Genomic DNA, 23,788 nt, shown 5'->3' on the forward strand with positions numbered 1-23,788 from the left:
GCAGGGGCGGGCGACCGCTCCTGTTCGCCGAACCGGCTTGCAAGAACGCGAAAACGCCACGGACGAAAGTCCGTGGCGTTTTCTTTTGGGCCTGTCGTATCGCGCGCGACGCGAAGACCGTTGCCGTGACGATGCCCGCATCGCCCACCGCTGACCCGGATCACGCCGACCCGCACGCCAATCGACATGCGGCGTCACGCTGCTGGCGGCCAGCGCGCCCGATCCTGTATCGATCACGCCGGCCGCGCGTGATTCGGCGCCTGCAATGCAAAACGCCACGGCATGCCGTGGCGTTTTTTTCGTTACCGCCTTGCGCCGTCATCCGGCGCGGGGCGATCAGTGGTGCACGTCGGCGGGACGGCCGTCGAAGTCGTGTCCGGCGCGGCGGATGTCGCAGCGCGCATCCTTTTCGCCTTTCACGCCGTTGAACACGATGTTCAGGATCACGGCCGTTGCCGATGCCAGCAGGATGCCGCTGTGCAGGATCGGTGCCAGCGCGGGCGGCAGCTTCGAGAAGAAGTGCGGCGACACGACCGGCACGAGGCCCATGCCGACGCTCACGGCGACGATGAACAGGTTGTGGGTGTTGTTCACGAAGTCGACCTTCGACAGCACCTTGATGCCGTTCGCGGCCACCATCCCGAACATCACGATGCCTGCGCCGCCGAGCACGAACGGGGGCACCGACGCGACGACCTGCGCCATCTTCGGGAACAGGCCGAGCAGCACGAGGATCACGCCGCCCGTCGCACACACGAACCGGCTCTTCACGCCCGTCACGCCGATCAGGCCGACGTTCTGCGAGAACGACGTATGCGGGAACGAGTTGAAGATGCCGCCGATCAGCGTACCGAGGCCGTCGACGCGCAGGCCGCGCACGAGGCGATCCTGGTCGACCGGACGATCGACCATGTCGCCGACCGCGAGGAACATGCCGGTCGATTCGATGAAGGTGACGAACATCACGATGACCATCGTCGCGATCGACAGCGGGTCGAAGTGCGGCAAGCCGAAGTGGAACGGCATCACGAAGCCGACCCACGGCGCGAGCGACACACCGTCCGTGTTCACGCGGCCGATGACGAACGCGATCACGAAGCCGGCGACGATGCCGAGCAGCACCGAGATGTTCGCGATGAAGCCGCGGCCGAACTTGTTGATCAGCAGGATCAGCGTGAGCACGAGCAGCGACAGGCCGAGGTAGACCGGGCTGCCGTATTCGGGGTTACCGACGCCGCCGGCGGCCCAGTTGATGCCGACCTCCATCAGCGACAGCCCGATCACGGCGATCACGGTGCCGACGACCACGGGCGGGAAGAACCGCAACAGCTTGCCGATCAACGGCGCCAGCACGATGCCGATGATGCCGGCCGCGATGGTCGAGCCGAAGATGTCGAGAATGCCGAGGCCGGGGTTGGTGCCGATCGCGATCATCGGGCCGACTGCCGCGAACGTGCAGCCCATGATGACGGGCAGGCGGATCCCGAAGATCCACAAGCCGAGCGTCTGGATCAGCGTGGCGATGCCGCACGAAAACAGATCGGCGCTGATCAGGAACGCGATCTGGTCTTTCGGCAGCTTGAGCGCGCCGCCAACGATAAGCGGCACGGCGACAGCGCCGGCGTACATGACGAGGACGTGTTGCAGGCCAAGCGTTACCAGCTTGCCGGTCGGCAGCACTTCATCGCACGGATGGACCGTGTTCGATTGCATCTGTCTCACTCCATGATCTTGTTTTCGGGGTGATACGAAGTTATTCGGAATGAATCCACGCAACAAGAGCGCTGGGTACTATTCCGTTCTTTGCTGGTTCGATATGCCAATTCGGCATGGAGCAGGGTGTCGATCATCGGGAAACTGCCGTAGGAGTGAGGTTCCCCGGTTTTATAGCGCTTCAAAATAGCGCCGGCCCCCGTGTCAAATATAGGTCGCTTTATGGTGTGTATCGGGCTCGGCGCATAGTGGCAAAAAGTGCCTTCGAAAAATCGTGCCGGGTTAACCCGCGAATGGCCGCTTTTGTCCTGAAGGTGCAGCCTGGTGAAACCGGGTCGCAGGCAGCGGCTTGGACACGTCGAGGCGGCGGCAAAAAACGGGGCGCGCATTGCGATCCCGTTATCATCGGCATCCGTTCATTCGAATTCGTCCTCCCGTCATGCGACTGCTTGGAATCGACCTCGGCACCGGCTCCGTCAAACTCGTCACGCTCGATGCCGACGGCGTCGAGCGTGCGGTCGCGAGCGAACCTTATGCGCTGTCGTCGCCGCAGCCCGGCTGGGCCGAGATCGCGCCCGACGCGTGGTGGCAGGCGCTCGTGCGCGCCGCCGCACGGTTGCCGGCAGGCGAGCGCGAACAGGTGGAGGCGATCGGCTTCTCGGGCCAGATGCACGGCGTCGTGCTGATCGACGCGGCCGGGCAGCCGGTGCGGCCCGCGCTGCTGTGGCCCGACACGCGGGCGGTGCGCGAAGCGGCCGCGTGGCCCGCCGCCGGATTGCCCGACGCGCCGAACCCGGTCGCGCCGGGCATGGCGGGCCCGCTGTTGCGCTGGCTGGCCGCGCACGAGCCCGATGCGCTGCGCGCCGCGCGCTGGGCCGTGCAGCCGAAGGACTGGTTGCGCATCGCGCTGGGCGGCGACGTCGCAGCCGATCCGAGCGACGCGTGCGCGACCGCGCTCGCGACGCCCGACGGCGCTTGGGATAGCGCATTGATCGAATCGCTCGGCTTGCCGGCCGACCGGTTCGCGCCGGTCCATGCGTCGACCGCGCGCTGCGGCGCGCTCGGCGCGCGGGCGGCCGCGGCGCTCGGCCTGCCGGCCGGCGTGCCGCTGGCGACGGGCGCGGCCGACACCGCATGCGCGGCACTCGGCAGCGGGCTGTCCGCCGCCGGCGACGCGCTGCTGACGACGGGTAGCGGCGGCCAGATCGTCGTGCTGGCCGATGCGCTGCCGCCCGCGCGGCGCGGGCTGCATCGCTACCGCGCGGCGGCCGGCGGCGGGTATTACACGATGGCCGCGATGCAGAACGTCGGGCTCGCGCTCGAAGCCGTGCGCGGCTGGCTCGGTTATCCGGGATGGGCGGATGCGTATGACGATGCATTCGCGCAGCCAGCGTCCGAACGATTGTGTTTCCTGCCGTACCTGACCGGCGAGCGTTCGCCGTGGATGAATCCCGATGCGCGCGGCGGCTGGCTCGGCCTCGGGCTCGGCGATACACGCGGCGCGATGATGCGCGCGGCGTTCGAAGGCGTCGCGTTCGCGTTGCGCGCAGGGCTCGATGCGATCCGTGACGCCGATCGCGGCACCGGCGTGACGACGCTGCGTCTCGCGGGAGGCGGCTCGGTCGATCCGCACTGGCGTCAGTTGCTCGCCGACGCGCTCGGCGCATCGCTCAACGCGATCGATTGCCCGAACGCCGCGACGCGCGGCGCGGCGCTGCTCGCGGGCGTGGCGATCGGGCACTGGCGGGAAGATGCGTTACACGCGCTTGCGCCGGGCGCGTCGCCGGTCGCCGCGCCCGGCGACGATCGGATGCTGGCCGCACGCCACGCACGCTTCATCGATCTGTATGCACGGACGGATGCATGGTTCACGACGGGCGTTTAAACTCGGACACTTGTTGTTTTGCGCCAGCGATGACGCATCGTGGCAAGCCTGCGACCGTTTCCCGCACGCGATGCGCGGCGGGACCGGCCATCATGGCGAGCACGAGATGCTTTTGCCGTGGCGCGCGATGTCGCGCGGCATGGTTTCGACAACCCTGAACGGGGCCCGGCGCGACGCATCGGACCGGATGCGACGCCGGTGTCGGCGCCGACGCGCCACCCCGGGGCGACCTCACAGACAGACAGGAGTGACACGATGAAAACGAAAGCCGCGATTGCATGGAAGGCGGGCGCACCGCTGACGATCGAGGAAGTCGATCTCGAAGGGCCGCGCGCCGGCGAAGTGCTGATCGAAGTGAAGGCGACGGGCATCTGCCACACCGACTACTACACGCTGTCGGGCGCCGATCCGGAAGGGATCTTCCCGGCGATCCTCGGCCACGAAGGCGCGGGCGTGGTGGTCGACGTCGGCCCCGGCGTCGGCACGGTGCGCAAGGGCGACCACGTGATTCCGCTCTACACGCCCGAATGCCGCGAGTGCAAGTTCTGCCTGTCGCGCAAGACCAACCTGTGCCAGAAGATCCGCGCGACGCAGGGCAAGGGCCTGATGCCCGACGCGACGTCGCGCTTCTCGCTCGACGGCAAGCCGCTGTTCCACTACATGGGCACGTCGACGTTCTCGAACTACATCGTGGTGCCGGAGATCGCAGTCGCGAAGGTGCGCGAGGACGCCCCGTTCGACAAGATCTGCTACATCGGCTGCGGCGTGACGACGGGCGTCGGCGCGGTCGTCTACTCGGCGAAGGTCGAGGCGGGCGCGAACGTCGTCGTGTTCGGTCTCGGCGGCATCGGCCTGAACGTGATCCAGGGCGCGAAGATGGTCGGCGCGGACAAGATCATCGGCGTCGACATCAACCCGAAGCGCGTCGAGCTCGCGAAGAAGTTCGGGATGACGCACTTCATCAACCCGAACGAAGTCGAGAACGTCGTCGACCACATCGTGCAGCTGACTGACGGCGGCGCCGACTACTCGTTCGAATGCGTCGGCAACGTGAAGCTGATGCGCCAGGCGCTCGAGTGCACGCACAAGGGCTGGGGCCAGTCGTTCATCATCGGCGTCGCGGCGGCCGGCGAGGAAATCAGCACGCGTCCGTTCCAGCTCGTGACGGGCCGCGAATGGAAGGGCTCCGCGTTCGGCGGCGCGCGCGGCCGCACCGACGTGCCGAAGATCGTCGACTGGTATATGGAAGGCAAGATCAACATCGACGACCTGATCACGCACACGCTGCCGCTCGAGCGGATCAACGAAGGTTTCGACCTGATGAAGCAGGGCGAGTCGATCCGCTCGGTCGTGCTGTACTGACCGCCGGGGCGAGACGATGCTCGAACTCGTTTCTTCGCATGCGTGCCACGGCGGCGAGCAGCGCTTCTACCGTCACGATTCGGCGGCCATCGGCCTGCCGATGAAGTTCTCGGTGTACCTGCCGCCGCAGGCCGCGCACGGCCGCGTGCCGGCGCTGTTCTATCTCGCCGGGCTCACGTGTACCGACGAGACGTTCGCGATCAAGGCCGGCGCGCAGCAATACGCGGCGCAGCATGGGCTCGCGCTCGTGATGCCCGATACGAGCCCGCGCGGCGCGGGCGTGCCGGGTGAAACCGATGCGTGGGATTTCGGCGTCGGCGCGGGCTTCTACGTCGATGCGACCGAAGCGCCGTGGTCCGCGCATTACCGGATGGAGTCGTACGTGACGGGCGAGCTGCGCGAGCTCGTCGCGGCCGAGTTGCCGATCGACGGCGCGCGGCTCGGGATCTTCGGTCACTCGATGGGCGGGCACGGCGCGCTGACGCTCGCGCTGCGTCATCCGGGCCTGTACCGGTCGGTGTCGGCGTTCGCGCCGATCGCCGCGCCGACACGCTGCCCGTGGGGCGAGAAGGCGTTCTCGGGCTACCTCGGCGCCGATCGCGAAACGTGGAGGCAGCACGACGCGAGCGAACTCGTCGCGCGCGCGGATGCGCCGAAGTTCGCGGAAGGCATCCTGGTCGACCAGGGGCTCGCCGATCAATTCCTCGCGAACCAGCTGAACCCCGACGTGTTCGAAGCCGCGTGCGCGAAGGCCGGCCAGCCGCTGACGCTGCGCCGCCATGCGGGTTACGACCACGGGTACTATTTCATCTCGACGTTCATCGCCGATCACCTCGCGCATCACGCGCGCGTGCTCGTGCGCTGAGAAGGGCGGCAAGCAGGTCACTCGCGCATCGTCGTACGCGAATCGCGCGCATGAAAAAACGCCGGCGCTGCCTTCGGGCACGCCGGCGTTTTCATTTGCATCGATTGTCGCGCCGGCCCGCTTCGACGCGGGCCGTGCGCATCGGCGATCAGTTGCGCCGCAACAGGCTCGCGCCGTACACGAGCGCCGACAGCGCGGTGATCCAGAAGCTCGTCGGCCAGTCGGTGTGATACGCGAGCGTGATGCCGGCCCACGCCTCGAACAGCGCGAACAGCGCGGCGAGCAGCACGCCGGTCGACAGCCGCGTCGACACGTTCTGCGCGGCGGCAGCCGGCCCGACCAGCAGCGTGAACACGAGCAGCACGCCGACGATCTGCGTGGCCGCGGCCACCGCGAGCGCGCACACCGCGAGGAACAGCATCGACACCGCGCGCAGCGACACGCCCTTGGCTTCGGCCAGTTCGGGCTGCAGCGACGCGAACAGCAGCGGCCGCGCGATCAGCGCGAGCGCGATCAGGCTCACCGCGCCGATGCCCGCGAGCACCGCGAGCGTGTCGTGGCTGACCGCGAGCACGTTGCCGAACAGCAGCGCGGTGACCTGCGTCGCGAACGACGTATAGAAATGCAGGAACAGCAGGCCGAAGCCGAGCGCGCCCGACAGGATCACGCCGATCGCGACGTCGCGGCCCGCGAGCTTCTCGCCGAGTGCGCCCATCCCGATCCCGGCCGCGAGTGTGAAGCCGACCATCCCCCAGATCGGCGAGATGCCGAGCAGCACCGCGCCCGTCGCGCCGGTGAAGCCGACGTGCGACAGCGCGTGGCCGGCGAAGGTCTGCCCGCGCAGCACCAGGAAGTAGCCGACGATGCCCGCGAGCACCGCGACGATTCCCGACGCCGCGAAGGCGTTGATCATGAAGTCGTATTCAAACATCGTGCGAATGCCCGGGATGGGCGTGTCCGTGGTGGTGGTGACCGCCGCCGCCGTGCGAGTGGCCGTCGTCTTCGTGCTCGTGGTCGTGCTTCTCGATCTCGACGTCGCCCGACATCACGAAGATCTTGCCGTTTACGCGCATCACGTCGATCGGCGAACCGTAGAGCCGCGACAGCACGGGCTTCGTGATCACTTCGTCGACGGTGCCGAGCGCCGCGACGCCGTTGCCGAGATACAGCACGCGATCGAGCGCGTTCAGCAGCGGATTCAGTTCGTGCGCGGAGAACAGCACGGTGATGCCGAGTTCGCGCTGCACGTTGCGCACGAGTTCGACGACGCCGCGCTGGTGGTTCGGGTCGAGGCTGATCAGCGGCTCGTCGAGCAGCAGCAGCTTCGGGTTGCCGAGCAGGCACTGCGCGAGCAGCAGGCGCTGCCGCTCGCCGCCCGACAGCTCCGACAGCGGCCGGCGCGCGAGCGTCGTGCCGCCGACGAGGTCGAGCACGCGGTCGACGTCGCGGCGCGTGGCCGCGTTCGTGTGCGGCAATCCCCAGCGGTGGCCGTCGGCGGCCATCGCGACGAAGTCGTAGCCGCGCATCCGGCGATTCGCGAGGCCGCTCCTGATTTGCGGCATGTAGCCGATCGACGCGTTGCCGCGCACGACCGGCACGCCGCCGACCGACAGCGTGCCGCCCGAGACGGGCACGAGGCCGAGCACCGCGCGCATCAGCGTCGTCTTGCCGGCGCCGTTCGGCCCGAGCACGCCGACGAATTCGCCGGGTTCGATCGAGAAACTGACGTCGCGCAGGATCGTGCGTCCGCCGAGTTCGAGCGTGACGCGATCGACGGCGAGTGCATGGGGAGTGGCGGTCATTTCGTTACGGGTGCCTTATTTCTTGCCGGCGGAAAGCGCGGCGGCGAGCGCATCGAGCTGGCCGGCCATCCACTGCTGGAAGGTCTTGCCGGCGGGCTGCGTCTCGGTGACGCTGACGGCCGGCACGCCGCCGTCGCGCGCGATCTTCAGCATGCGTTTGGTGGTCGGCGCTTCGGCCTGGCTGTTGTAGATCAGCACGCGCACCTGCTTCTTGCGCAGGTCGTTCTCGAACGCGGCGACGTCCTGCGCGCTCGCTTCGGTGTCGTTCATCGTCGCGAGCTGGAAGCGCTGGTTGCGCATGTCGAGGCCGATCGCATCCGACATGTAGCCGAATACGGGTTCGGTGGCCGTCACCGGCACGCCCTTGTACTGCGCGCGCAGTGCGGCGACCTTGTCGTCGACGGGCTTCAGCGACGCGACGAACTTCTGCAGGTTCGCGTCGTAGTCGGCCTTGTTCGCCGGATCGGCGCGGCCGAGCTCGGTCGCGATCGCGCGCGCGGCGGCCGGCATCGTCGCCGGGTCGTACCACAGGTGCGGGTTGTCGCCGGCCTTCTTGCCGACGAGATCGGCGACGACGATCGTCACGCGCTTCGCCTGTTTCGACGCGCCGAGCAGCTTGGCCATCCACGGATCGTAGTCGGCGCCGTTGTAGATCACGACCTGCGCGTGCTGGAGCGCGCGCGCCGTCTTCGGGCTCGCTTCGAACAGGTGCGGATCCTGGTCGGGATTGCTGAGGATGCTCGTCACCGCGACGTGGCGGCCGCCGATCTGCGATGCGACATCGCCGTAGAAATTCTCGGCGGCGACGACGTTGACGGCCGCGGCCTGCGCCAACGCGGGCGCGGCGAGCGACGACAGCACGGCGGCAGTGGCGGCGAGCCAGCGGACAGGCGACAGGGCACGCCGCGGCGCGCGCTTCAGGGCAATGAACATGGAACTCCTCGATGGAAAGGGCGGCGCATGCGCCGCGCGGTTTCGGCGTCAGCGTTGCGCGGGCTTGCGCTTGCAGTGCCCGCACAGGCCGCTCAGCTCGACGACCTGGTGGTGGACTTCGAAACCGTGCGCGGGCTCGCTCGCGGACAACTGCTTCGCGAGGTCGCCGCCGGGAATCTCGACGGTATCGCCGCACGAATCGCAGATCAGGAACTGGCCTTCGTGCGGTACGCCGATCTCGCAGCATGCGAAGAACGCGTTCTTCGATTCGATCCGGTGGATGAAGCCGTGCTCGACGAGGAAATCCAGCGCGCGGTAGACGGTCGTGGGCGGCACGCGGCCGCGCTGCGGCTCGAGCTCGGCGAGCAGGTCGTACGCGCCGATCGGGCGCTGCGCGGCCAGCACGCGCTCGTAGACCTGGCGGCGCAGCGGCGTCCACGCGAGCCCGTGCTCGGCGGCGAATGCGTCGGCCCGGGACAGCCGGGCGTCAAGGGACGATGAGGTAGCCATGGCGTGAAGCAGGCGATGAAACAAAGTACGGCGATGATATAACGTATCGCCGCGCCGTGCAGCGCCAAATCCTGTTTCCGTCCCCTTCATCGTCGCTCCGACCGCGCCGCACCGCGCGCGCCGCGCCTTGCCGGGCGTGCGCCTCGGGCCATCGTCATGCGCCGTTGTGCCGCAGCGCGTCATAGAAAGCCGCCGCCCCGCCTTGACAGCGCGAATCGCGTATCCGATCATTCGATCAACAACAGAGCAATTGATCGGTCAGAGAGCGTTCGCTCACCTCGTGACCGTCGTACAGCAGAACGAACCGGAGACAGCCAGTGAGACTGGAAGACAAGGTCGCGATCCTGACGGGCGCCGCAAGCGGTATCGGCGAGGCGGTCGCGCAACGCTATCTGGACGAGGGCGCGCGCTGCGTGCTCGTCGACGTGAAGCCGGCGGCCGGCTCGCTCGCGCGGCTCATCGAGGCGAACCCCGGCCGCGCGGTGGCGGTCACCGCGGACGTCACGCGCCGCGACGACATCGAGCGGATCGTCGCCACTACGATCGAGCGTTTCGGCGGCGTCGACATCCTGTTCAACAACGCGGCGCTGTTCGACATGCGCCCGATCCTCGACGAATCGTGGGACGTGTTCGACCGGCTGTTCGCGGTCAACGTGAAAGGGCTGTTCTTCCTGATGCAGGCCGTGGCGCAGCGGATGGTCGAGCAGGGGCGCGGCGGCAAGATCGTCAACATGTCGTCGCAGGCCGGCCGGCGCGGCGAAGCGCTCGTTTCGCACTACTGCGCGACCAAGGCCGCGGTGATCAGCTATACGCAGTCGGCCGCACTCGCGCTCGCGCCGCACCGGATCAACGTGAACGGCATCGCGCCGGGTGTGGTCGACACGCCGATGTGGGAGCAGGTCGATGCGCTGTTCGCGCGCTACGAGAACCGGCCGCTCGGCGAGAAGAAGCGGCTCGTCGGCGAAGCCGTGCCGCTGGGCCGCATGGGCGTGCCGGGCGACCTGACGGGCGCCGCGCTGTTCCTCGCGTCCGCCGACGCCGACTACATCACTGCCCAGACGCTGAACGTCGACGGCGGCAACTGGATGAGCTGACGATGGCGCCGCTCGCACCCGCAACCTGCCGGCCGGCCCTCGACGAGGGGGCATCGCCGCGCGCCTGGGCTGCCGCCGAACGAGGAGGGCGCGCCTGATGGCCGCGATCGTCGTCGCCGGCGAACTGCTCGCCGAATTCGTCGCCGCCGAGCGCGGCCAGGGTTTCGATACACCGGGCCTGTTCGCGGGACCGTTCCCGAGCGGTGCGCCCGCGATCTTCGCCGATCAGGCCGCCCGGCTCGGTGCGCGCGTCGCCTATGCGGGCTGCGTCGGCCGAGATGCGTTCGGCGATGCGATCGTCGCGCGGCTCGAACGCGACGGCGTCGACGTCGCACGCGTCCGCCGCATCGCGGCACGCCCGACCGGCACCGCGTTCGTCGCGTATCGCGACGACGGCTCGCGCAGCTTCGTCTTCAGTCTTTCCACCAGTGCGGCCGCATGCGTCGACGCATCCGACGTCGATACCGCGATGTTCGACGGCTGCCGCTACTTCCACGTGATGGGCTCGTCGCTGACGAGCGAATCGGCGATCGCGGCCGTGCAGCGCGGCGTGATCGAGGCCGCGCGGGCCGGCGCGAAAGTGTCGTTCGACCCGAACGTGCGCGCCGAAATGCTGAGCTTTCGCCCGATGCGCGCGGCGCTCGACGCGATGCTCGCCGCGTGCCACCTGTTCCTGCCGAGCGAGGCCGACCTGCCGTTCTTCTGCGGGCCGCAGCCGGCCGAGCGCGCGATCGCGGGCCTGCTCGCGACGCATCCGCTGCTCGAACGCGTCGTGCTGAAGCGCGGCGCCGCAGGCAGCGTCGCGTTCGACCGCGCGAGCCGCGTCGAAGCGAGTGCTTACGCGGTGGACGAAGTCGACCCGACCGGCGCCGGCGACTGCTTCGGCGGCACGCTGGTCGCGAGCCTCGTCGCGGGCGTGCCGATCGACGTGGCGCTGCGCCGCGCGAACGCGGCCGGCGCGATCGCGGTCACGCGGCGCGGCCCGATGGAAGGCAACAGCAGCGCGGCCGAGATCGACCGCTTCCTGACCGAACGAGGTGTCGCATGTCCGGCCTGACGAGCGTTGCCGAACGCACCCGCCCCGCGCACGCGCAAGCCGTGCTGCGGATGATCTTCGATGCGAACCGCGCGGACGCGCAGCGCGGCATCTATTCGATCTGCAGCGCGCACCGGCTCGTGCTGGAGGCCGCGTGCGAAGCCGCGCGCGCGGACGGCTCGCCGCTCCTGATCGAGGCGACCTGCAACCAGGTGAACCACCTCGGCGGCTACACGGGCATGACGCCCGCCGATTTCCGCCGCGACGTCGACGCGATCGCCGAGCGCTGCGGGCTCCCGCCGTCGGCGCTCGTGCTCGGCGGCGATCATCTCGGCCCGAACCCGTGGCGGCATCGCCGCGCGGCCGACGCGATGCGCGAGGCCTGCGCGATGGTCGCCGCGTACGTCGACGCCGGTTTCGAAAAGATCCACCTCGATGCGAGCATGGCGTGCGCGGACGATCCGGCGCGGCTCGACGATCGTACGATCGCCGCGCGCGCGGCCGAGCTGTGCCGGGCGGCGGAAGACGCGGCATCGCGCGCCGGCGTCGCGCCCGTCTACGTGATCGGCACCGAGGTGCCGACGCCGGGCGGCGAAGTGAGCGGCAACGCGCACGATGCGCAAGGCGGCGCGATCGCGCACATCGCGGTCACGCGCAGCGACAGCATCGCGGCGACGCTCGATGCGCACCGCCGCGCCTTCGCGGCGGCCGGACTCGACGACGCGTGGACGCGCGTCGTCGCGATCGTCGCGCAGCCGGGCGTCGACTTCGACGATCGCCACGTGCTCGACTACGACAGCGCGAAGGCGGCGTCACTCGGCGCGAGTATCCTGCATGCACCGCGCCTCGTGTTCGAGGCGCATTCGACCGATTACCAGACCGAAGGCGCGCTCGCCGCGCTCGTGCGCGACCACTTCGCGGTGTTGAAGGTCGGCCCCGCGCTGACGTTCGCGCTGCGCGAGGCGCTGTTTGCATTGACGTTCATCGAGGATGCGCTGATCGACGACGCCGCGCAGCGCTCGCGCTTGCGCGACGTGGTCGATGCCGCGATGCGCGCGCAGCCCGAGCACTGGGCGCCGTACTACCGCGGCGACGAAACCGAGCAGCGGCTCGCGCGCCAGTTCAGTTACAGCGACCGCATTCGTTATTACTGGCTGCAGCCGGCGGTTGCGGCCGCGGTCGAGCAGTTGTTCGGCAATCTCGCGCGACAGCCGGTGCCCGAGACGCTCGTCGCGCAGTGGCTGCCGGACGTCTACGCGGCATGCCGCGCGGGCGGCCTCGCGAAAGAACCGCGCGCGTGGGTGCGCCACCGGATACGCGACGTGATCGCGCACTATGCGCGCGCGTGCGGCATGCAGCGGCCGGCATGACGGGCCGCGAAGGAAAAGACGCAACACGCAATACCGACGACACTTCGAACAATCACAGGAGACATGCCATGCAACGAAAGATGCTCGACGCCGCCGCACGCTGCTTCGCCGGGGCCGCGCTCGCGACGGCCGCGTGCGCCGCGTCCGCCGGCACGCTGACGATCGCGACGCTGAACAACCCCGACATGATCGAGCTGAAGAAGCTGTCGCCGGCGTTCGAGAAGGCGAATCCCGACATCAAGCTGAACTGGGTGATCCTCGAGGAAAACGTGCTGCGTCAGCGCGCGACGACCGACATCACGACCGGCAGCGGCCAGTTCGACGTGATGGCGATCGGCACCTACGAGACGCCGCAGTGGGGCAAGCGCGGCTGGCTCGCGCCTATCACGGGCCTGCCCGCCGATTACGACCTGAACGACATCGTGAAGACCGCGCGCGACAGCCTGTCGTACAACGGCCAGCTCTACGCGCTGCCGTTCTACGTCGAAAGCTCGATGACGTTCTACCGCAAGGACCTGTTCGCGGCGAAGGGGCTGAAGATGCCCGACCAGCCGACCTACGACCAGATCGCCGAGTTCGCGGACAAGCTCACCGACAAGGCGAAGGGCACCTACGGGATCTGCCTGCGCGGCAAGGCCGGCTGGGGCGAGAACATGGCGTATGTATCGACGGTCGTGAACACGTTCGGCGGGCGTTGGTTCGACGAGAACTGGAACGCGCAGCTCACGTCGCCCGAATGGAAGAAGGCGATCACGTTCTACGTGAACCTGCTGAAGAAGGACGGCCCGCCGGGAGCGAGCTCGAACGGCTTCAACGAGAACCTGACGCTGACCGCGTCGGGCAAGTGCGCGATGTGGATCGACGCGACGGTCGCGGCCGGCATGCTCTATAACAAACAACAGTCGCAGGTGGCCGACAAGATCGGCTTCGCGGCCGCGCCGGTCGCCGCCACGCCGAAGGGCTCGCACTGGCTGTGGGCATGGGCGCTGGCCGTGCCGAAGACGTCGAAGCAGCAGGACGCCGCGCGCAAGTTCATCGCGTGGGCGACGTCGAAGCAGTACATCGAGATGGTCGGCAAGGACGAGGGCTGGGCATCGGTGCCGCCGGGCACGCGCACGTCGACCTATCAGCGCTCCGAGTACAAGGCCGCCGCGCCGTTCTCGGACTTCGTGCTGAAGGCGATCGAGACGGCCGACCCGAACGATCCGTCGCTGAAGAAGGTGCCGTACACGGGCGTGCAGTACGTCGGGATTCCCGAGTTCCAGTCGTTCGGCACGGTGGTCGGCCAGTCGATCGCGGGTGCGGTCGCGGGCCAGATGACGGTCGACCAGGCGCTCGCCGCCGGGCAGGCTGCCGCCGATCGCGCGGTGCGACAGGCCGGCTACAAGAAGTGACGCGCCACGCACCGTGCGCAGGCCGTGCACGGTGCGTGTCGTCGAAGCTGAAAGGCGGGCGGCCGTTCGCGCCCGCGCATCAACCGGAGGGACTCCGATCATGCGTCACCTGCGTCTTCCCCTGAGTCATGCGCCGTCGGTCGGCGACGCGTCGTCGCCGCCGGGCGCGCCGCGCCGTGCGCGCGGCGGCGCGAGCTGGCTCGTGTCGCCGTCCGTCGCGGTGCTGCTGCTGTGGATGTCGATTCCGCTCGCGATGACGATCTGGTATTCGTTCTCGCGCTACAACCTGCTGAACCCCGACGTGAAGGGTTTCGCGGGGCTCGACAACTACCGCTTCCTCGCGACCGATCCGTCGTTCCTGCCCGCGATCTGGCACACGCTCGTGCTGATCGGCGCGGTGCTCGCGATCACCGTGGTCGGCGGCGTGCTGATGGCCGTGCTGTTCGACCGCAAGTTCTACGGGCAGGGCATCGCACGCCTGCTCGCGATCGCGCCGTTCTTCGTGATGCCGACGGTGTCTGCGCTGATCTGGAAGAACATGATCCTGCACCCGGTGTACGGGCTCGTCGCGAACGCGATGCGCGCGCTCGGGATGACGCCGATCGACTGGTTCGCCGATTACCCGCTCACGGCCGTGATCATCATCGTCGCGTGGCAGTGGCTGCCGTTCGCGTTCCTGATCCTGTTCACCGCGATCCAGTCGCTCGACCAGGAACAGAAGGAAGCGGCGCGCATCGACGGCGCCGGCCCGATCGCGATGTTCTTCTACATCACGCTGCCGCACCTGAAGCGCGCGATCGCCGTGGTCTTGATGATGGAGACGATTTTCCTGCTGTCGATCTTCGCGGAGATCTACACGACGACCGGCGGCGGCCCCGGCGACGCGACGACCAACCTGTCGTACCTGATCTACGCGCTCGGCCTGCAGCAGTTCGACGTCGGCCTCGCCTCCGCGGGCGGCATCATCGCCGTCGTGGTCGCGAACGTCGTGTCGTTCTTCCTCGTGCGGATGCTCGCGCGCAACCTGAAGGGAGAGTACGAAAAATGAGCGACCTGACCTTCGAAGGCCGGCGCGTGCCGGCCGTGTTCGACCTCGTGCGGCGTGCGCTGCCCGGCACGCTCGCGTGGCTGATCGCGCTCTTGCTGTTCTTCCCGATCTTCTGGATGGCGATCACCGCGTTCAAGACCGAGCAGCAGGCGTACGCATCGACGCTGTTCTTCATGCCGACGCTCGACAGTTTCCGCGAGGTATTCGCGCGCAGCAACTACTTCGCGTTCGCATGGAATTCGGTGCTGATCTCGGCGGGCGTCACGGTGATCTCGCTGCTGTTCGCGGTGCCGGCCGCGTACGCGATGGCGTTCTTCCCGAACCACCGCACGCAGAAGGTGCTGCTGTGGATGCTGTCGACGAAGATGATGCCGTCGGTCGGCGTGCTCGTGCCGATCTACCTGCTGTGGAAGAACGCGGGGCTGCTCGACACCGTGTCGGGCCTCGTGATCGTCTACACGCTGATCAACCTGCCGATCGCGGTGTGGATGACCTTCACGTACTTCAACGAGATCCCGAAGGACATCCTCGAAGCCGGCCGCATCGACGGCGCGTCGACGTGGCAGGAGATCGTCTACCTGCTGATGCCGATGGCGCTGCCGGGGCTCGCGTCCACCGCGCTGCTGCTCGTGATCCTGTCGTGGAACGAGGCGTTCTGGAGCATCAACCTGTCGAGCTCGAATGCCGCGCCGCTCACCGTGTTCATCGCGTCGTACTCGAGCCCCGAAGGATTGTTCTGGGCGAAGCTGTCCGCCGCTTCGTTGCTCGCGGTCGCGCCGATCCTGATCGTCGGCTGGCTGTCGCAGAAGCAGCTCGTGCGCGGGCTCACGTTCGGGGCGGTCAAATGAGCGCGGCCGGCGAAGGCGGAAGTGCGTTGATTTGCGATTGCGACGGCGTGCTGATCGACAGCGAAGCCGTCGCTGCCGACGTGATCGTGCGCGAGCTCGACGCGCGCTGGCCGGGCGTCGATGTGCGGCCGGCCGTGATGCCGCTGCTCGGGTTGCGCATCGAGCGCGTGCTGGCCGGTGCAGGCGAGGCGGTTGGCCGCACGCTGTCGGCCGGCGACGTCGACGCGATCCGCCGCGCGGTCGAGGCGGCGGCCGTGAACGCGCCGATGGTCGAAGGCATCGACGCGGCGCTCGACGCGATCCAGCTGACGACAGCCTGCGCGAGCAACAGCTATCGCGCGTACGTCGAAGCCGCGCTCGCGCGCACGGGCCTCGCGCGCTTCTTCGGCGACCGGCTGTTCTGCGCGGATTCGGTCGCGCGGCCGAAGCCGGCGCCCGACGTCTATCTCGCGGCCGCGCGCACGCTCGGCGTCGCGCCCGCGCACTGCCTCGTGGTCGAGGACAGCGTGACCGGCATCACCGCCGCAGCCGCGGCCGGCATGACCGTGCTCGGCTTCGTCGGCGGCGGGCATGCGTCGGCCGCGCAGATCGACGCGCTGCGCGGGATCGGCGCGCGTCACGTATTCGACGACATGCACGAGTTGCCCGGTTACGTCGCGCGCTGGCAGGCGACGGGCGCGGTGCTGCCGAACTAGCAACGATTGCGCGCCGCCCGAAGGCGGCGCATCACGAACGAACGGAGACAGATCATGGCAAGCGTGCTCCTGCGCAACATCGCGAAGCGCTACGACGAAACGGAAGTGCTGCGCAACGTGAACCTCGACATCGCCGACGGCGAATTCGTCGTGTTCGTCGGCCCGAGCGGCTGCGGCAAATCCACGCTGATGCGGATGATCGCGGGCCTCGAGGATATTTCCAGCGGCGACCTGCTGATCGACGGCGCGAAGGTCAACGACGTGCCGAGCGCGAAGCGCGGCATCGCGATGGTGTTCCAGTCGTATGCGCTGTACCCGCACATGACGCTGTACGACAACATGGCGTTCGGCCTGAAGCTCGCGGGCGCGAAGAAGCCCGAGATCGACCAGGCGGTGAAGAACGCCGCGAAGATCCTGCACATCGACCACCTGCTCGACCGCAAGCCGAAGCAGTTGTCGGGCGGCCAGCGGCAGCGCGTCGCGATCGGCCGCGCGATCACGCGCAAGCCGAAGGTGTTCCTGTTCGACGAGCCGTTGTCGAATCTCGACGCCGCGCTGCGCGTGAAGATGCGGCTGGAGTTCGCGCGGCTGCACGACGAGCTGAAGACGACGATGATCTACGTGACGCACGACCAGGTCGAGGCGATGACGCTCGCGGACAAGATCGTCGTGCTGTCGGGCGGCGCGGTGCAGCAGGTCGGCACGCCGAACGCGCTTTACCACGCACCGGCGAACCAGTTCGTCGCGGGCTTCATCGGCTCGCCGAAGATGAACTTCCTGAAGGGCACGGTCGAATCGGTCGACGCGCTCGGCGTGCAGGTGCGCTTCGACAGCGGCGAGACGCAGCGCGTCGCGGTGGACGCGGCGGGGCTGCAGCGCGGCGCGGCGGTGACGGTCGGCGTGCGGCCCGAGCATCTGAAGGTGGGTGCCGCGGAGACGGGCGTCGCCGCGCGGACCATGGCCGTCGAATCGCTCGGCGATTCCGCGTATCTGTATGCGGAGTCGGCCGCAGCGCCTGACGGGCTGATCGCGCGGATTCCGCCGCTCGATACCTATCGCACCGGCGAGGCGCTGCACGTGAGCGCGGAGGCCGGACATTGCCACCTGTTCGACGAGCACGGCCAGGCGTTGCGCCGGCTGAGCGCGCACGCGAAGGCCGCGTGACGGCCGGCGCCGGTTACAGGCGCAGGTGATCGGCCATGTAATCGACGAACGCGCGCAGCTTCGGCGTCGGATGCCGGCCTGACGGCCACAGCACGGAAATCGGCGTGCGGCTCTCGATGTGTTCGTCGAGCACCGTGCGCAGCGCGCCGCCGTCGAGCGCGTCGTGCACGAAAAACTCCGGCAGGCACGCGATGCCGAGCCCGCGCAACACGAAGCACAGGCGCGCCTCCGCGTTGTTGCTGACCATTGATACCGGCACCTCGGGCGACGTGCCCGAGCGCGGCACGCGCAGCGGCCAGGTTTCGAGCTTGCCGCTGCTCGGGAAGCGGTAGTGCAGGCAGCGGTGCAGCGCGAGGTCGGCCGGTGTGCGCGGTGTGCCGTGCCGGTCGAGATAGTCGGGCGACGCGACGAGGTGCTGGCGGAAATGGCCGAGCAGCCGCGATGACAGCCGTGAATCCGACGGCCGGCCGGTACGCAGCACCGCGTCGAAACCTTCGTCGACGACGTCGACGAGCCGGTCGTTGAAATCGATATCGAGTTCGATCTCCGGATACGCGGCCATGAAATCGGCGAGCACGGGCAGCAAGAGCGTGCCGACCATCGGCAGGCTCACGCGCAGGCGTCCGCGCGGCGCTTCGGCGCTGTGCGTCAGTTCCTGCTCGGCCGCATCGATCTCGGCGATCACGCGCCGGCATCGTTCGAGAAAGCGCGTGCCTTCCGCCGTCAGCGTGATGCTGCGCGTGCTGCGGTGAAAGAGCCGCACGTTCAGGCGCGCCTCGAGCCGCGCGATGCGCTTGCCGATCGCCGACGCCGACAGCCCGAGCGCGCGGCCGGCCGCGACGAAGCTGCGCGTTTCGGCGACCTGAACGAACACGACGAAACCGCCCAGATTTTCCATGCGAGCTCCCGATTGCGGACGCGTGCGTCCGGAGTGTCCGGAACTCTAACCCGGTTTTTCTTCTTTCGCCGGCTCCTTACGATGGGCGTTCCTTCACTGTTCGAGGTCGCCCCATGTCATCCCTGCCTGTCACCGCTTTCCGCGCCGAACCGGACGCCGCGCTGCGCCGCCGGCTCGACGGCACGCTCGAGCGCGCGCTCGCCGATGCGCGCATGGTCGGCGCGGTCGTGCTGGTCGCGCGCGATGGCGAGCTGCGTTATGCGCGCGCCGCCGGGCTAGCCGATCGCGAGGCCGGCACGCCGATGCGGGAGGACACGCTGTTCCGGCTCGCGTCGGTCACGAAGCCGATCGTCGCGGCCGCCGCGATGCGGCTGGTCGCGGCGGGGCGCATCGCGCTCGACGAGCCGGTCGCGCGCTGGCTGCCCGCGTTCCGGCCCGCGCTGCCCGACGGCGCGCCGGCCGATATCACGTTGCGTCATCTGCTGTCGCATACGGCCGGGCTCGGCTATCGCTTCCTCGAAGCCGACGCCGACGGCCCGTATGCGCGAGCCGGCGTATCCGACGGGATGGATCGCGCGGGCATTTCGCTCGCGGAGAACGTGCGGCGCATCGCCAGCGTGCCGCTGAAGTTCGCGCCCGGCACGGCCTGGGACTATTCGCTTGCGATGGACGTGGTCGGCGCGCTGGTCGAGGCGGTCGACGGCCGGCCGCTCGCCGAGGCGGTGGCCGCGCTCGTCACGACGCCGCTCGGAATGACCGACACCGCGTTCGTCGCGCACGACGCCGCGCGATTGGCGACGCCCTACGTGAGCACGCCGGGCGTGCCGCGCCGGATGGCGGACACCGATCTCGTGCCGGTGTTCGACGGCACGGTCGGCATCCGTTTCGAACCGGCGCGCGTGTTCGACCGCGATGCGTGGCCGTCGGGTGGCGCGGGCATGGTCGGCAGTGCGCGCGATTGCGTGACGCTGCTCGACGCGCTGCGCACGGGCCGCGACGGCTGGCTCGAACGCACGTGGATCGACGAGATGGCGCGCATCCAGCCGGGCGCGCACGCACTGCAGGACGCGCCGGGTTTCGGTTTCGGGCTCGGGTTTTCGGTGCTGCACGATCCGGCGGCCGCGCAGTCGCCGGAGTCGGTCGGCACGTGGCGCTGGGGCGGCGCGTACGGACATGCGTGGTTCGTCGATCGCGCCGCCGGCCTCACGGTCGTTGCGCTGACCAACACGTTGTACGAGGGCATGCACGGGCGCATCGTGACCGACGTGCGCGATGCGGTCTATGGCGTCGATGCCGGGAGCGCGGCATGAGCGACTGCACATCGATCGACGACGACGTTGCCGTCCAGGCCGGGCACGCGCGTGGCGCTTGCCGGTCGCGAACCTGCTCGCGCTCGCGACGGCCGCCTTCATCACGATTCTCACCGAGGCGTTGCCGGCCGGCCTGCTGCCGCTGATGAGCGCCGACCTGCACGTGACCGAGGCGCTGATCGGCCAGCTCGTGACCGTCTATGCGCTCGGCTCGATCGTCGCGGCGATCCCGCTCGTGGCCGCGACGCGTGCGATGCGCCGGCGCCGGCTGCTGCTCGCGGCGCTGGCCGGTTTCGTCGTGTCGAATGCGCTGACGGCCGTCTCGCCGTACTACGCGCTCACGCTCGCCGCGCGTTTCGTCGCCGGCATGTCGGCCGGGCTGTTGTGGGCGCTGCTGGCCGGCTACGCGAGCCGGATGGTCGGCGCATCGCTGCGCGGGCGCGCGATCGCGGTCGCAATGCTCGGCGCGCCGGTCGCGATGTCGATCGGCATTCCGGCCGGCACCGCGCTGGGCGCGGCGCTCGGCTGGCGCGTCGCATTCGCGCTGATCACGCTGGCGGCGCTCGCGCTGATCGGCTGGATTCGCTTGCGCGTGCCCGATTACCCGGGGCAGCAGGCCGGCACGCGCGAACCGGTGCTCGGCGTGATGACGCTGCCCGGCGTGCGGCCGGTACTGACCGTGATGTTCGCGTACGTGCTCGCGCACAACATGCTGTACACGTACGTCGCGCCGTTCCTCGCGGGCGTGAGGATGGGCACGCAGGTCGATGTGGTGCTGTTCGTGTTCGGCGTGGCGTCGCTGGTCGGCATCGCGCTGACGGGTGCGTGGATCGGCGCCGCGCAACGGCGCCTGACGCTCGCCAGCATCGCGCTGTTCGCGCTCGCGGCGGCGCTGCTCGGCGCAGGCTCCGGGATGACGATCGTCTATGCGGGCGTCGTGCTGTGGGGGCTCGCGTTCGGCGGCGCGCCGACGCTGTTCCAGACGGCCACCGCGAACGCGGCGGGGGAGTCGGCCGACGTCGCGCAGTCGATGCTCGTGACGGTGTGGAACCTCGCGATCGCGGGCGGCGGCATCGCGGGCGGGATGCTGCTCGGCGCGACGGGCGCCAGCGCGATTCCGTGGGTGCTGGTCGTGCTGCTGGCGGCCGCGTGGGTCGGCGCGTGGCGCGCGCGCCGGCATGCGTTTCCGGCGCCGCGTGCGGCCTGAGCGCGCGGTTGCGGTGTCAGTCCGCCTTCGCGTCGAGCGCGGCGCGCGCGCAGGTTTCGTCGGTGACGAGCCCCGACACCCAGCCGCCGCGCAGCGCGGCGATCACCGCGTCGCGTTTCTTCGGGCCGCCGGCGAAGGCGATCGTCGGGCGTTTCGGCGGCGTGGCGAGCGACACGCTCGTCACGCGCGGGCCGGTCGACACGTCGATCAGCTTGCCCTGCGCGTCGATCGGCATGCCGAGCAATTCGGCCACTGCGCCGAGCGCGGTCATCTCGTCGCGCTCCTGTTCGGTGATGAAGCCGTCTTCGTAGAGCGGGCAGTGCGGGCCGATGTTGCCGATTCCGACGAACGCGACATCGGCCTTGCCCGACAGCGCCTCGACGATCCGGTACAGCCGGTGGTTGCACCACTGCGCGCGCTCGGCGCCGCTGTCGGCGAACAGCGGCGCGGGCAGCAGGAAGTGCTTGCTGCCGGTTTTCTCGGAGATGTATTGCGCGACGTCGTAGCGGTTCGACGAGCCGTCGGCCGCGATCGCGCCGACCATCGACACGAGCCGGTGCTGCGGGCGGTCGATCTGCGCGATCTGCGCGACGGCGGCCTTCAGCGTCCGGCCGCTGCTGACGGCGATCACCATCGGCCGCGTCTCGCCCAGGTAGCGCTCCATCACCTGCGCGCCGGCGACCGCGAGCTTGCGGTCGATCGCGTCGGGCGCGTCGGCATCGACGGGCACGACTTCGCACATCGCCAGGCCGTAGCGTTTCGACAGCTGCGCGCCGAGATCGAGACAGTCGGCGAGCTGATGGTCGACGCGCACGCGGATCAGGTTCTTTTCGACCGCGAACGCGACGAGGCGCTGCGCGACGGGGCGCGACACCTGCAGCTTTTCGGCGATTTCGTTCTGCGTGTCGCCCGCGACGTAGTAGAGCCACGCGGCGCGCGTGGCGAGATCGAGTTTTTCTGAGGACTTGGACACGATAGCGATTCGGTTCGGAGCTGGGGGCCGCCCGCGGACCGGCCGGCGGGCCGCACGACGGCATCCACTGTAACGCATGTCGTGCGCGCGGCCGTTGGCCGGTGCGCGCGCGGCGACGGCGCTCAGGCGAGCCGTGTGCGCGACGGTTCGTACAGCGGCCGCACGTGGCGGTACAGCGTGCGGAACGCGTCGAGGCGTTCGCGCAGCCGCGCGTGGCGGGCCGCGTCCGGTGCGTATTCGGCGCGCACCGGCGGCTTGGTCAGCACCGCGTGCGGATCGCCGCCGACGGCCAGCCAGCCGAGCCGGGCCGCGCCGAGCGCCGCCCCCGTTTCGCCGCCGCCGATCTGGCGCGTGCGCACGTTCAGCGCATCGGCGATCAGTTGCGCCCAGAACGCGCTGCGCGCGCCGCCGCCGATCAGCGAAAGCTGGTCGGTTTCGACGCCGGCCGCATGTAGCGCGTCGAGGCCGTCGGCGAGGCCGAGCGTCACGCCTTCGAGCGCCGCGTAGCCGAGATGCGCGCGGTCGGTGGCATGCGTCATCCCGAAGAACACGCCCTGTGCGTACGGATCGTTGTGTGGCGTGCGTTCGCCGGACAGGTAAGGCAGGAACAGCGGGGCAGTGGCGAGCGCGTCGGCGTCGAGCGCCTCGACTTCGGCGAGCAGCGCGGGCTCGTCGGTGCCCGTCAGCTTGCAGACCCAGCGCAGGCAGCTCGCGGCGGACAGCACGACGCTCATCAGTTGCCAGCGATCGGGAATCGCATGGCAGAACGCATGCACGGCCGATGCGGGATTCGGCATGAAGCGGTCGCCGACCACGCTCAGCACGCCCGACGTGCCGAGCGACACGAAGCCGTCGCCCGCGTGGATCGCACCGATGCCGAGCGCGCTGGTCGCGTTGTCGCCGCCGCCGCCGGCCACCACGACGGCTTCCGACAGACCGAGTTCGCGTGCGACGTCCGCGCGCAGCGTGCCGGACGGCGCATTGCCCTCGACGATGCGCGGCATCTGCTCGCGCGTCATGCCGCACGCGGCGAGCAGCGCGTCGGACCAGTCGCGGCGCGCGACGTCGAGCCACAGCGTGCCGGCCGCGTCCGACGGGTCGGACACCTTCGCACCGGTCATTCGGAACCGCAGGTAGTCCTTCGGCATCAGCACGCACGCGGTCGCCGCGAATACGTCGGGTTCGTGCTTCGCGGCCCACAGCAGTTTCGGTGCAGTGAAGCCCGGCATCGCGAGATTGCCGGCGAGCGCGTGGAGATCGGGCGCGCGCTCGGTGAGCAGCGCGCATTCGTCGGCGCTGCGCATGTCGTTCCACAGGATCGCGGGGCGCAGCACGCGGTCGTCGCGGCCGAGCAGCACGGCGCCGTGCATCTGGCCGGACAGGCCGATGCCGCGCACCTGCGCGAATTCACGCGGATGCCGCGCGCGCAGCGCCGCGAGCGCGGCGAGCGTGCCTTGCCACCAGTCTTCGGGATGCTGTTCGGCCCAGCGCGGATGCGGCCGCGACACGGTGAACGGCGAGCCGGCGGTGCCGACGACCGCGCCGTCCGGGGCGAGCAGCAGCACCTTCACTTCCGAGGTGCCGAGGTCGATGCCGAGATACATGAGCGATCCGTTCCGTCAGAGAGGAGCCGCTACTTTAGCCGTGCTGCACGCCCTGTGCCAAGCAGGTTCGCCCGGCC

General features: G+C 69.2%; 20 protein-coding genes and 1 pseudogene. 13 read left to right on the forward strand and 8 right to left on the reverse strand.

Going from position 1 to position 23,788, the window contains the following annotated elements:
* Positions 1–336 precede the first annotated feature (336 nt).
* A complete protein-coding gene (locus BBJ41_RS15775) occupies positions 337–1,713 on the reverse strand; it encodes a nucleobase:cation symporter-2 family protein (RefSeq protein WP_069747177.1) in 1,377 nt (458 codons plus the stop codon).
* A 439-nt stretch (positions 1,714–2,152) separates the two neighbouring features.
* Between BBJ41_RS15775 and BBJ41_RS15780 the strand changes: the two genes are divergently transcribed.
* The 3 genes from BBJ41_RS15780 (at position 2,153) to fghA (ending at position 5,825) form a co-directional block, all read left to right on the forward strand.
* Complete coding sequence (locus BBJ41_RS15780; RefSeq protein WP_069747178.1) at positions 2,153–3,598, forward strand: xylulokinase; 1,446 nt, start codon at positions 2,153–2,155, stop codon at positions 3,596–3,598.
* A 255-nt stretch (positions 3,599–3,853) separates the two neighbouring features.
* Positions 3,854–4,960 (forward strand): S-(hydroxymethyl)glutathione dehydrogenase/class III alcohol dehydrogenase, encoded by a 1,107-nt coding sequence (locus tag BBJ41_RS15785; protein ID WP_034178897.1) that lies wholly within the window; start codon positions 3,854–3,856, stop codon positions 4,958–4,960.
* A 16-nt stretch (positions 4,961–4,976) separates the two neighbouring features.
* A complete protein-coding gene (gene fghA, locus BBJ41_RS15790) occupies positions 4,977–5,825 on the forward strand; it encodes an S-formylglutathione hydrolase (RefSeq protein WP_069747179.1) in 849 nt (282 codons plus the stop codon).
* Positions 5,826–5,973: 148 nt separating this feature from the next.
* Here the strand turns inward: fghA and BBJ41_RS15795 are convergent, their stop codons facing one another.
* Genes BBJ41_RS15795 through BBJ41_RS15810 form a run of 4 tightly spaced genes read right to left on the reverse strand, consistent with a single transcriptional unit; the run spans position 5,974 to position 9,070 of the window.
* Positions 5,974–6,756, reverse strand: coding sequence for a metal ABC transporter permease (locus BBJ41_RS15795; protein WP_069747180.1), 783 nt, complete (start codon positions 6,754–6,756; stop codon positions 5,974–5,976).
* Complete coding sequence (locus BBJ41_RS15800) at positions 6,749–7,627, reverse strand: ABC transporter ATP-binding protein (protein WP_069747181.1); 879 nt, start codon at positions 7,625–7,627, stop codon at positions 6,749–6,751. Before BBJ41_RS15800 ends, BBJ41_RS15795 begins: the two co-directional genes overlap by 8 nt.
* 15 nt (positions 7,628–7,642) lie before the next feature.
* Positions 7,643–8,560, reverse strand: a complete 918-nt coding sequence (locus BBJ41_RS15805) for a metal ABC transporter solute-binding protein, Zn/Mn family (protein ID WP_069747182.1) — start codon at positions 8,558–8,560, stop codon at positions 7,643–7,645.
* A 48-nt stretch (positions 8,561–8,608) separates the two neighbouring features.
* A complete protein-coding gene (locus tag BBJ41_RS15810; protein WP_069747183.1) occupies positions 8,609–9,070 on the reverse strand; it encodes a Fur family transcriptional regulator in 462 nt (153 codons plus the stop codon).
* Positions 9,071–9,387: 317 nt separating this feature from the next.
* Between BBJ41_RS15810 and BBJ41_RS15815 the strand changes: the two genes are divergently transcribed.
* The 8 genes from BBJ41_RS15815 to BBJ41_RS15850 all read left to right on the forward strand — a co-directional run bounded on the left by BBJ41_RS15815 (position 9,388) and on the right by BBJ41_RS15850 (position 17,719).
* The gene (locus BBJ41_RS15815; RefSeq protein WP_069747184.1) at positions 9,388–10,164 is read left to right on the forward strand and encodes an L-iditol 2-dehydrogenase; all 777 of its coding nucleotides are present in this window, start codon (positions 9,388–9,390) and stop codon (positions 10,162–10,164) included.
* Between the two features lie 97 nt (positions 10,165–10,261).
* Positions 10,262–11,221 (forward strand): sugar kinase, encoded by a 960-nt coding sequence (locus tag BBJ41_RS15820; RefSeq protein ID WP_069747185.1) that lies wholly within the window; start codon positions 10,262–10,264, stop codon positions 11,219–11,221.
* Positions 11,209–12,570, forward strand: a complete 1,362-nt coding sequence (locus tag BBJ41_RS15825; protein ID WP_069747186.1) for a D-tagatose-bisphosphate aldolase, class II, non-catalytic subunit — start codon at positions 11,209–11,211, stop codon at positions 12,568–12,570. The genes BBJ41_RS15820 and BBJ41_RS15825 overlap by 13 nt, the downstream gene beginning before the upstream one ends.
* A gap of 68 nt (positions 12,571–12,638) precedes the next feature.
* Entirely contained in the window at positions 12,639–13,964 is a 1,326-nt protein-coding gene (locus tag BBJ41_RS15830; protein ID WP_069747187.1) for an ABC transporter substrate-binding protein, read from the forward strand.
* A gap of 100 nt (positions 13,965–14,064) precedes the next feature.
* A complete protein-coding gene (locus BBJ41_RS15835; protein ID WP_069747188.1) occupies positions 14,065–15,012 on the forward strand; it encodes a carbohydrate ABC transporter permease in 948 nt (315 codons plus the stop codon).
* Entirely contained in the window at positions 15,009–15,860 is an 852-nt protein-coding gene (locus BBJ41_RS15840) for a carbohydrate ABC transporter permease (RefSeq protein ID WP_048245223.1), read from the forward strand. Before BBJ41_RS15835 ends, BBJ41_RS15840 begins: the two co-directional genes overlap by 4 nt.
* A complete protein-coding gene (locus tag BBJ41_RS15845) occupies positions 15,857–16,555 on the forward strand; it encodes an HAD family hydrolase (protein WP_069747189.1) in 699 nt (232 codons plus the stop codon). The genes BBJ41_RS15840 and BBJ41_RS15845 overlap by 4 nt, the downstream gene beginning before the upstream one ends.
* Before the next feature lie 54 nt (positions 16,556–16,609).
* A complete protein-coding gene (locus tag BBJ41_RS15850) occupies positions 16,610–17,719 on the forward strand; it encodes an ABC transporter ATP-binding protein (protein ID WP_069747190.1) in 1,110 nt (369 codons plus the stop codon).
* A gap of 13 nt (positions 17,720–17,732) precedes the next feature.
* On the opposite strand, the gene BBJ41_RS15855 is transcribed toward BBJ41_RS15850, so the two are convergent.
* Entirely contained in the window at positions 17,733–18,617 is an 885-nt protein-coding gene (locus BBJ41_RS15855; RefSeq protein ID WP_069747191.1) for a LysR family transcriptional regulator, read from the reverse strand.
* 113 nt (positions 18,618–18,730) lie between these two features.
* Between BBJ41_RS15855 and BBJ41_RS15860 the strand changes: the two genes are divergently transcribed.
* On the forward strand, positions 18,731–19,927 hold the full coding sequence (locus tag BBJ41_RS15860) for a serine hydrolase domain-containing protein (RefSeq protein ID WP_069747192.1): 1,197 nt from the start codon (positions 18,731–18,733) through the stop codon (positions 19,925–19,927).
* Positions 19,924–21,134: pseudogene (locus BBJ41_RS15865) on the forward strand (MFS transporter). Before BBJ41_RS15860 ends, BBJ41_RS15865 begins: the two are co-directional and overlap by 4 nt.
* Positions 21,135–21,150: 16 nt before the next feature.
* Here the strand turns inward: BBJ41_RS15865 and BBJ41_RS15870 are convergent.
* Together BBJ41_RS15870 and xylB are read right to left on the reverse strand one after the other, a co-directional pair.
* Entirely contained in the window at positions 21,151–22,107 is a 957-nt protein-coding gene (locus tag BBJ41_RS15870; RefSeq protein ID WP_069747193.1) for a sugar-binding transcriptional regulator, read from the reverse strand.
* 122 nt (positions 22,108–22,229) lie between these two features.
* A complete protein-coding gene (gene xylB / locus BBJ41_RS15875; RefSeq protein ID WP_069747194.1) occupies positions 22,230–23,711 on the reverse strand; it encodes a xylulokinase in 1,482 nt (493 codons plus the stop codon).
* Positions 23,712–23,788 lie beyond the last annotated feature (77 nt).

The organism is Burkholderia stabilis (assembly GCF_001742165.1).
Taxonomy (GTDB): Bacteria; Pseudomonadota; Gammaproteobacteria; order Burkholderiales; family Burkholderiaceae; genus Burkholderia; species Burkholderia stabilis.

Bases quoted from the DNA above. Each gene is read 5' to 3' on its own strand.
- BBJ41_RS15775 (WP_069747177.1), bottom strand. From the start codon at position 1,713: ATGCAATCGAACACGGTCCATCCGTGCGATGAAGTGCTGCCGACCGGC.
- BBJ41_RS15780 (WP_069747178.1), top strand. From the start codon at position 2,153: ATGCGACTGCTTGGAATCGACCTCGGCACCGGCTCCGTCAAACTCGTC.
- BBJ41_RS15785 (WP_034178897.1), top strand. From the start codon at position 3,854: ATGAAAACGAAAGCCGCGATTGCATGGAAGGCGGGCGCACCGCTGACG.
- fghA (WP_069747179.1), top strand. From the start codon at position 4,977: ATGCTCGAACTCGTTTCTTCGCATGCGTGCCACGGCGGCGAGCAGCGC.
- BBJ41_RS15795 (WP_069747180.1), bottom strand. From the start codon at position 6,756: ATGTTTGAATACGACTTCATGATCAACGCCTTCGCGGCGTCGGGAATC.
- BBJ41_RS15800 (WP_069747181.1), bottom strand. From the start codon at position 7,627: ATGACCGCCACTCCCCATGCACTCGCCGTCGATCGCGTCACGCTCGAA.
- BBJ41_RS15805 (WP_069747182.1), bottom strand. From the start codon at position 8,560: ATGTTCATTGCCCTGAAGCGCGCGCCGCGGCGTGCCCTGTCGCCTGTC.
- BBJ41_RS15810 (WP_069747183.1), bottom strand. From the start codon at position 9,070: ATGGCTACCTCATCGTCCCTTGACGCCCGGCTGTCCCGGGCCGACGCA.
- BBJ41_RS15820 (WP_069747185.1), top strand. From the start codon at position 10,262: ATGGCCGCGATCGTCGTCGCCGGCGAACTGCTCGCCGAATTCGTCGCC.
- BBJ41_RS15825 (WP_069747186.1), top strand. From the start codon at position 11,209: ATGTCCGGCCTGACGAGCGTTGCCGAACGCACCCGCCCCGCGCACGCG.
- BBJ41_RS15830 (WP_069747187.1), top strand. From the start codon at position 12,639: ATGCAACGAAAGATGCTCGACGCCGCCGCACGCTGCTTCGCCGGGGCC.
- BBJ41_RS15835 (WP_069747188.1), top strand. From the start codon at position 14,065: ATGCGTCACCTGCGTCTTCCCCTGAGTCATGCGCCGTCGGTCGGCGAC.
- BBJ41_RS15840 (WP_048245223.1), top strand. From the start codon at position 15,009: ATGAGCGACCTGACCTTCGAAGGCCGGCGCGTGCCGGCCGTGTTCGAC.
- BBJ41_RS15845 (WP_069747189.1), top strand. From the start codon at position 15,857: ATGAGCGCGGCCGGCGAAGGCGGAAGTGCGTTGATTTGCGATTGCGAC.
- BBJ41_RS15850 (WP_069747190.1), top strand. From the start codon at position 16,610: ATGGCAAGCGTGCTCCTGCGCAACATCGCGAAGCGCTACGACGAAACG.
- BBJ41_RS15855 (WP_069747191.1), bottom strand. From the start codon at position 18,617: ATGGAAAATCTGGGCGGTTTCGTCGTGTTCGTTCAGGTCGCCGAAACG.
- BBJ41_RS15860 (WP_069747192.1), top strand. From the start codon at position 18,731: ATGTCATCCCTGCCTGTCACCGCTTTCCGCGCCGAACCGGACGCCGCG.
- xylB (WP_069747194.1), bottom strand. From the start codon at position 23,711: ATGTATCTCGGCATCGACCTCGGCACCTCGGAAGTGAAGGTGCTGCTG.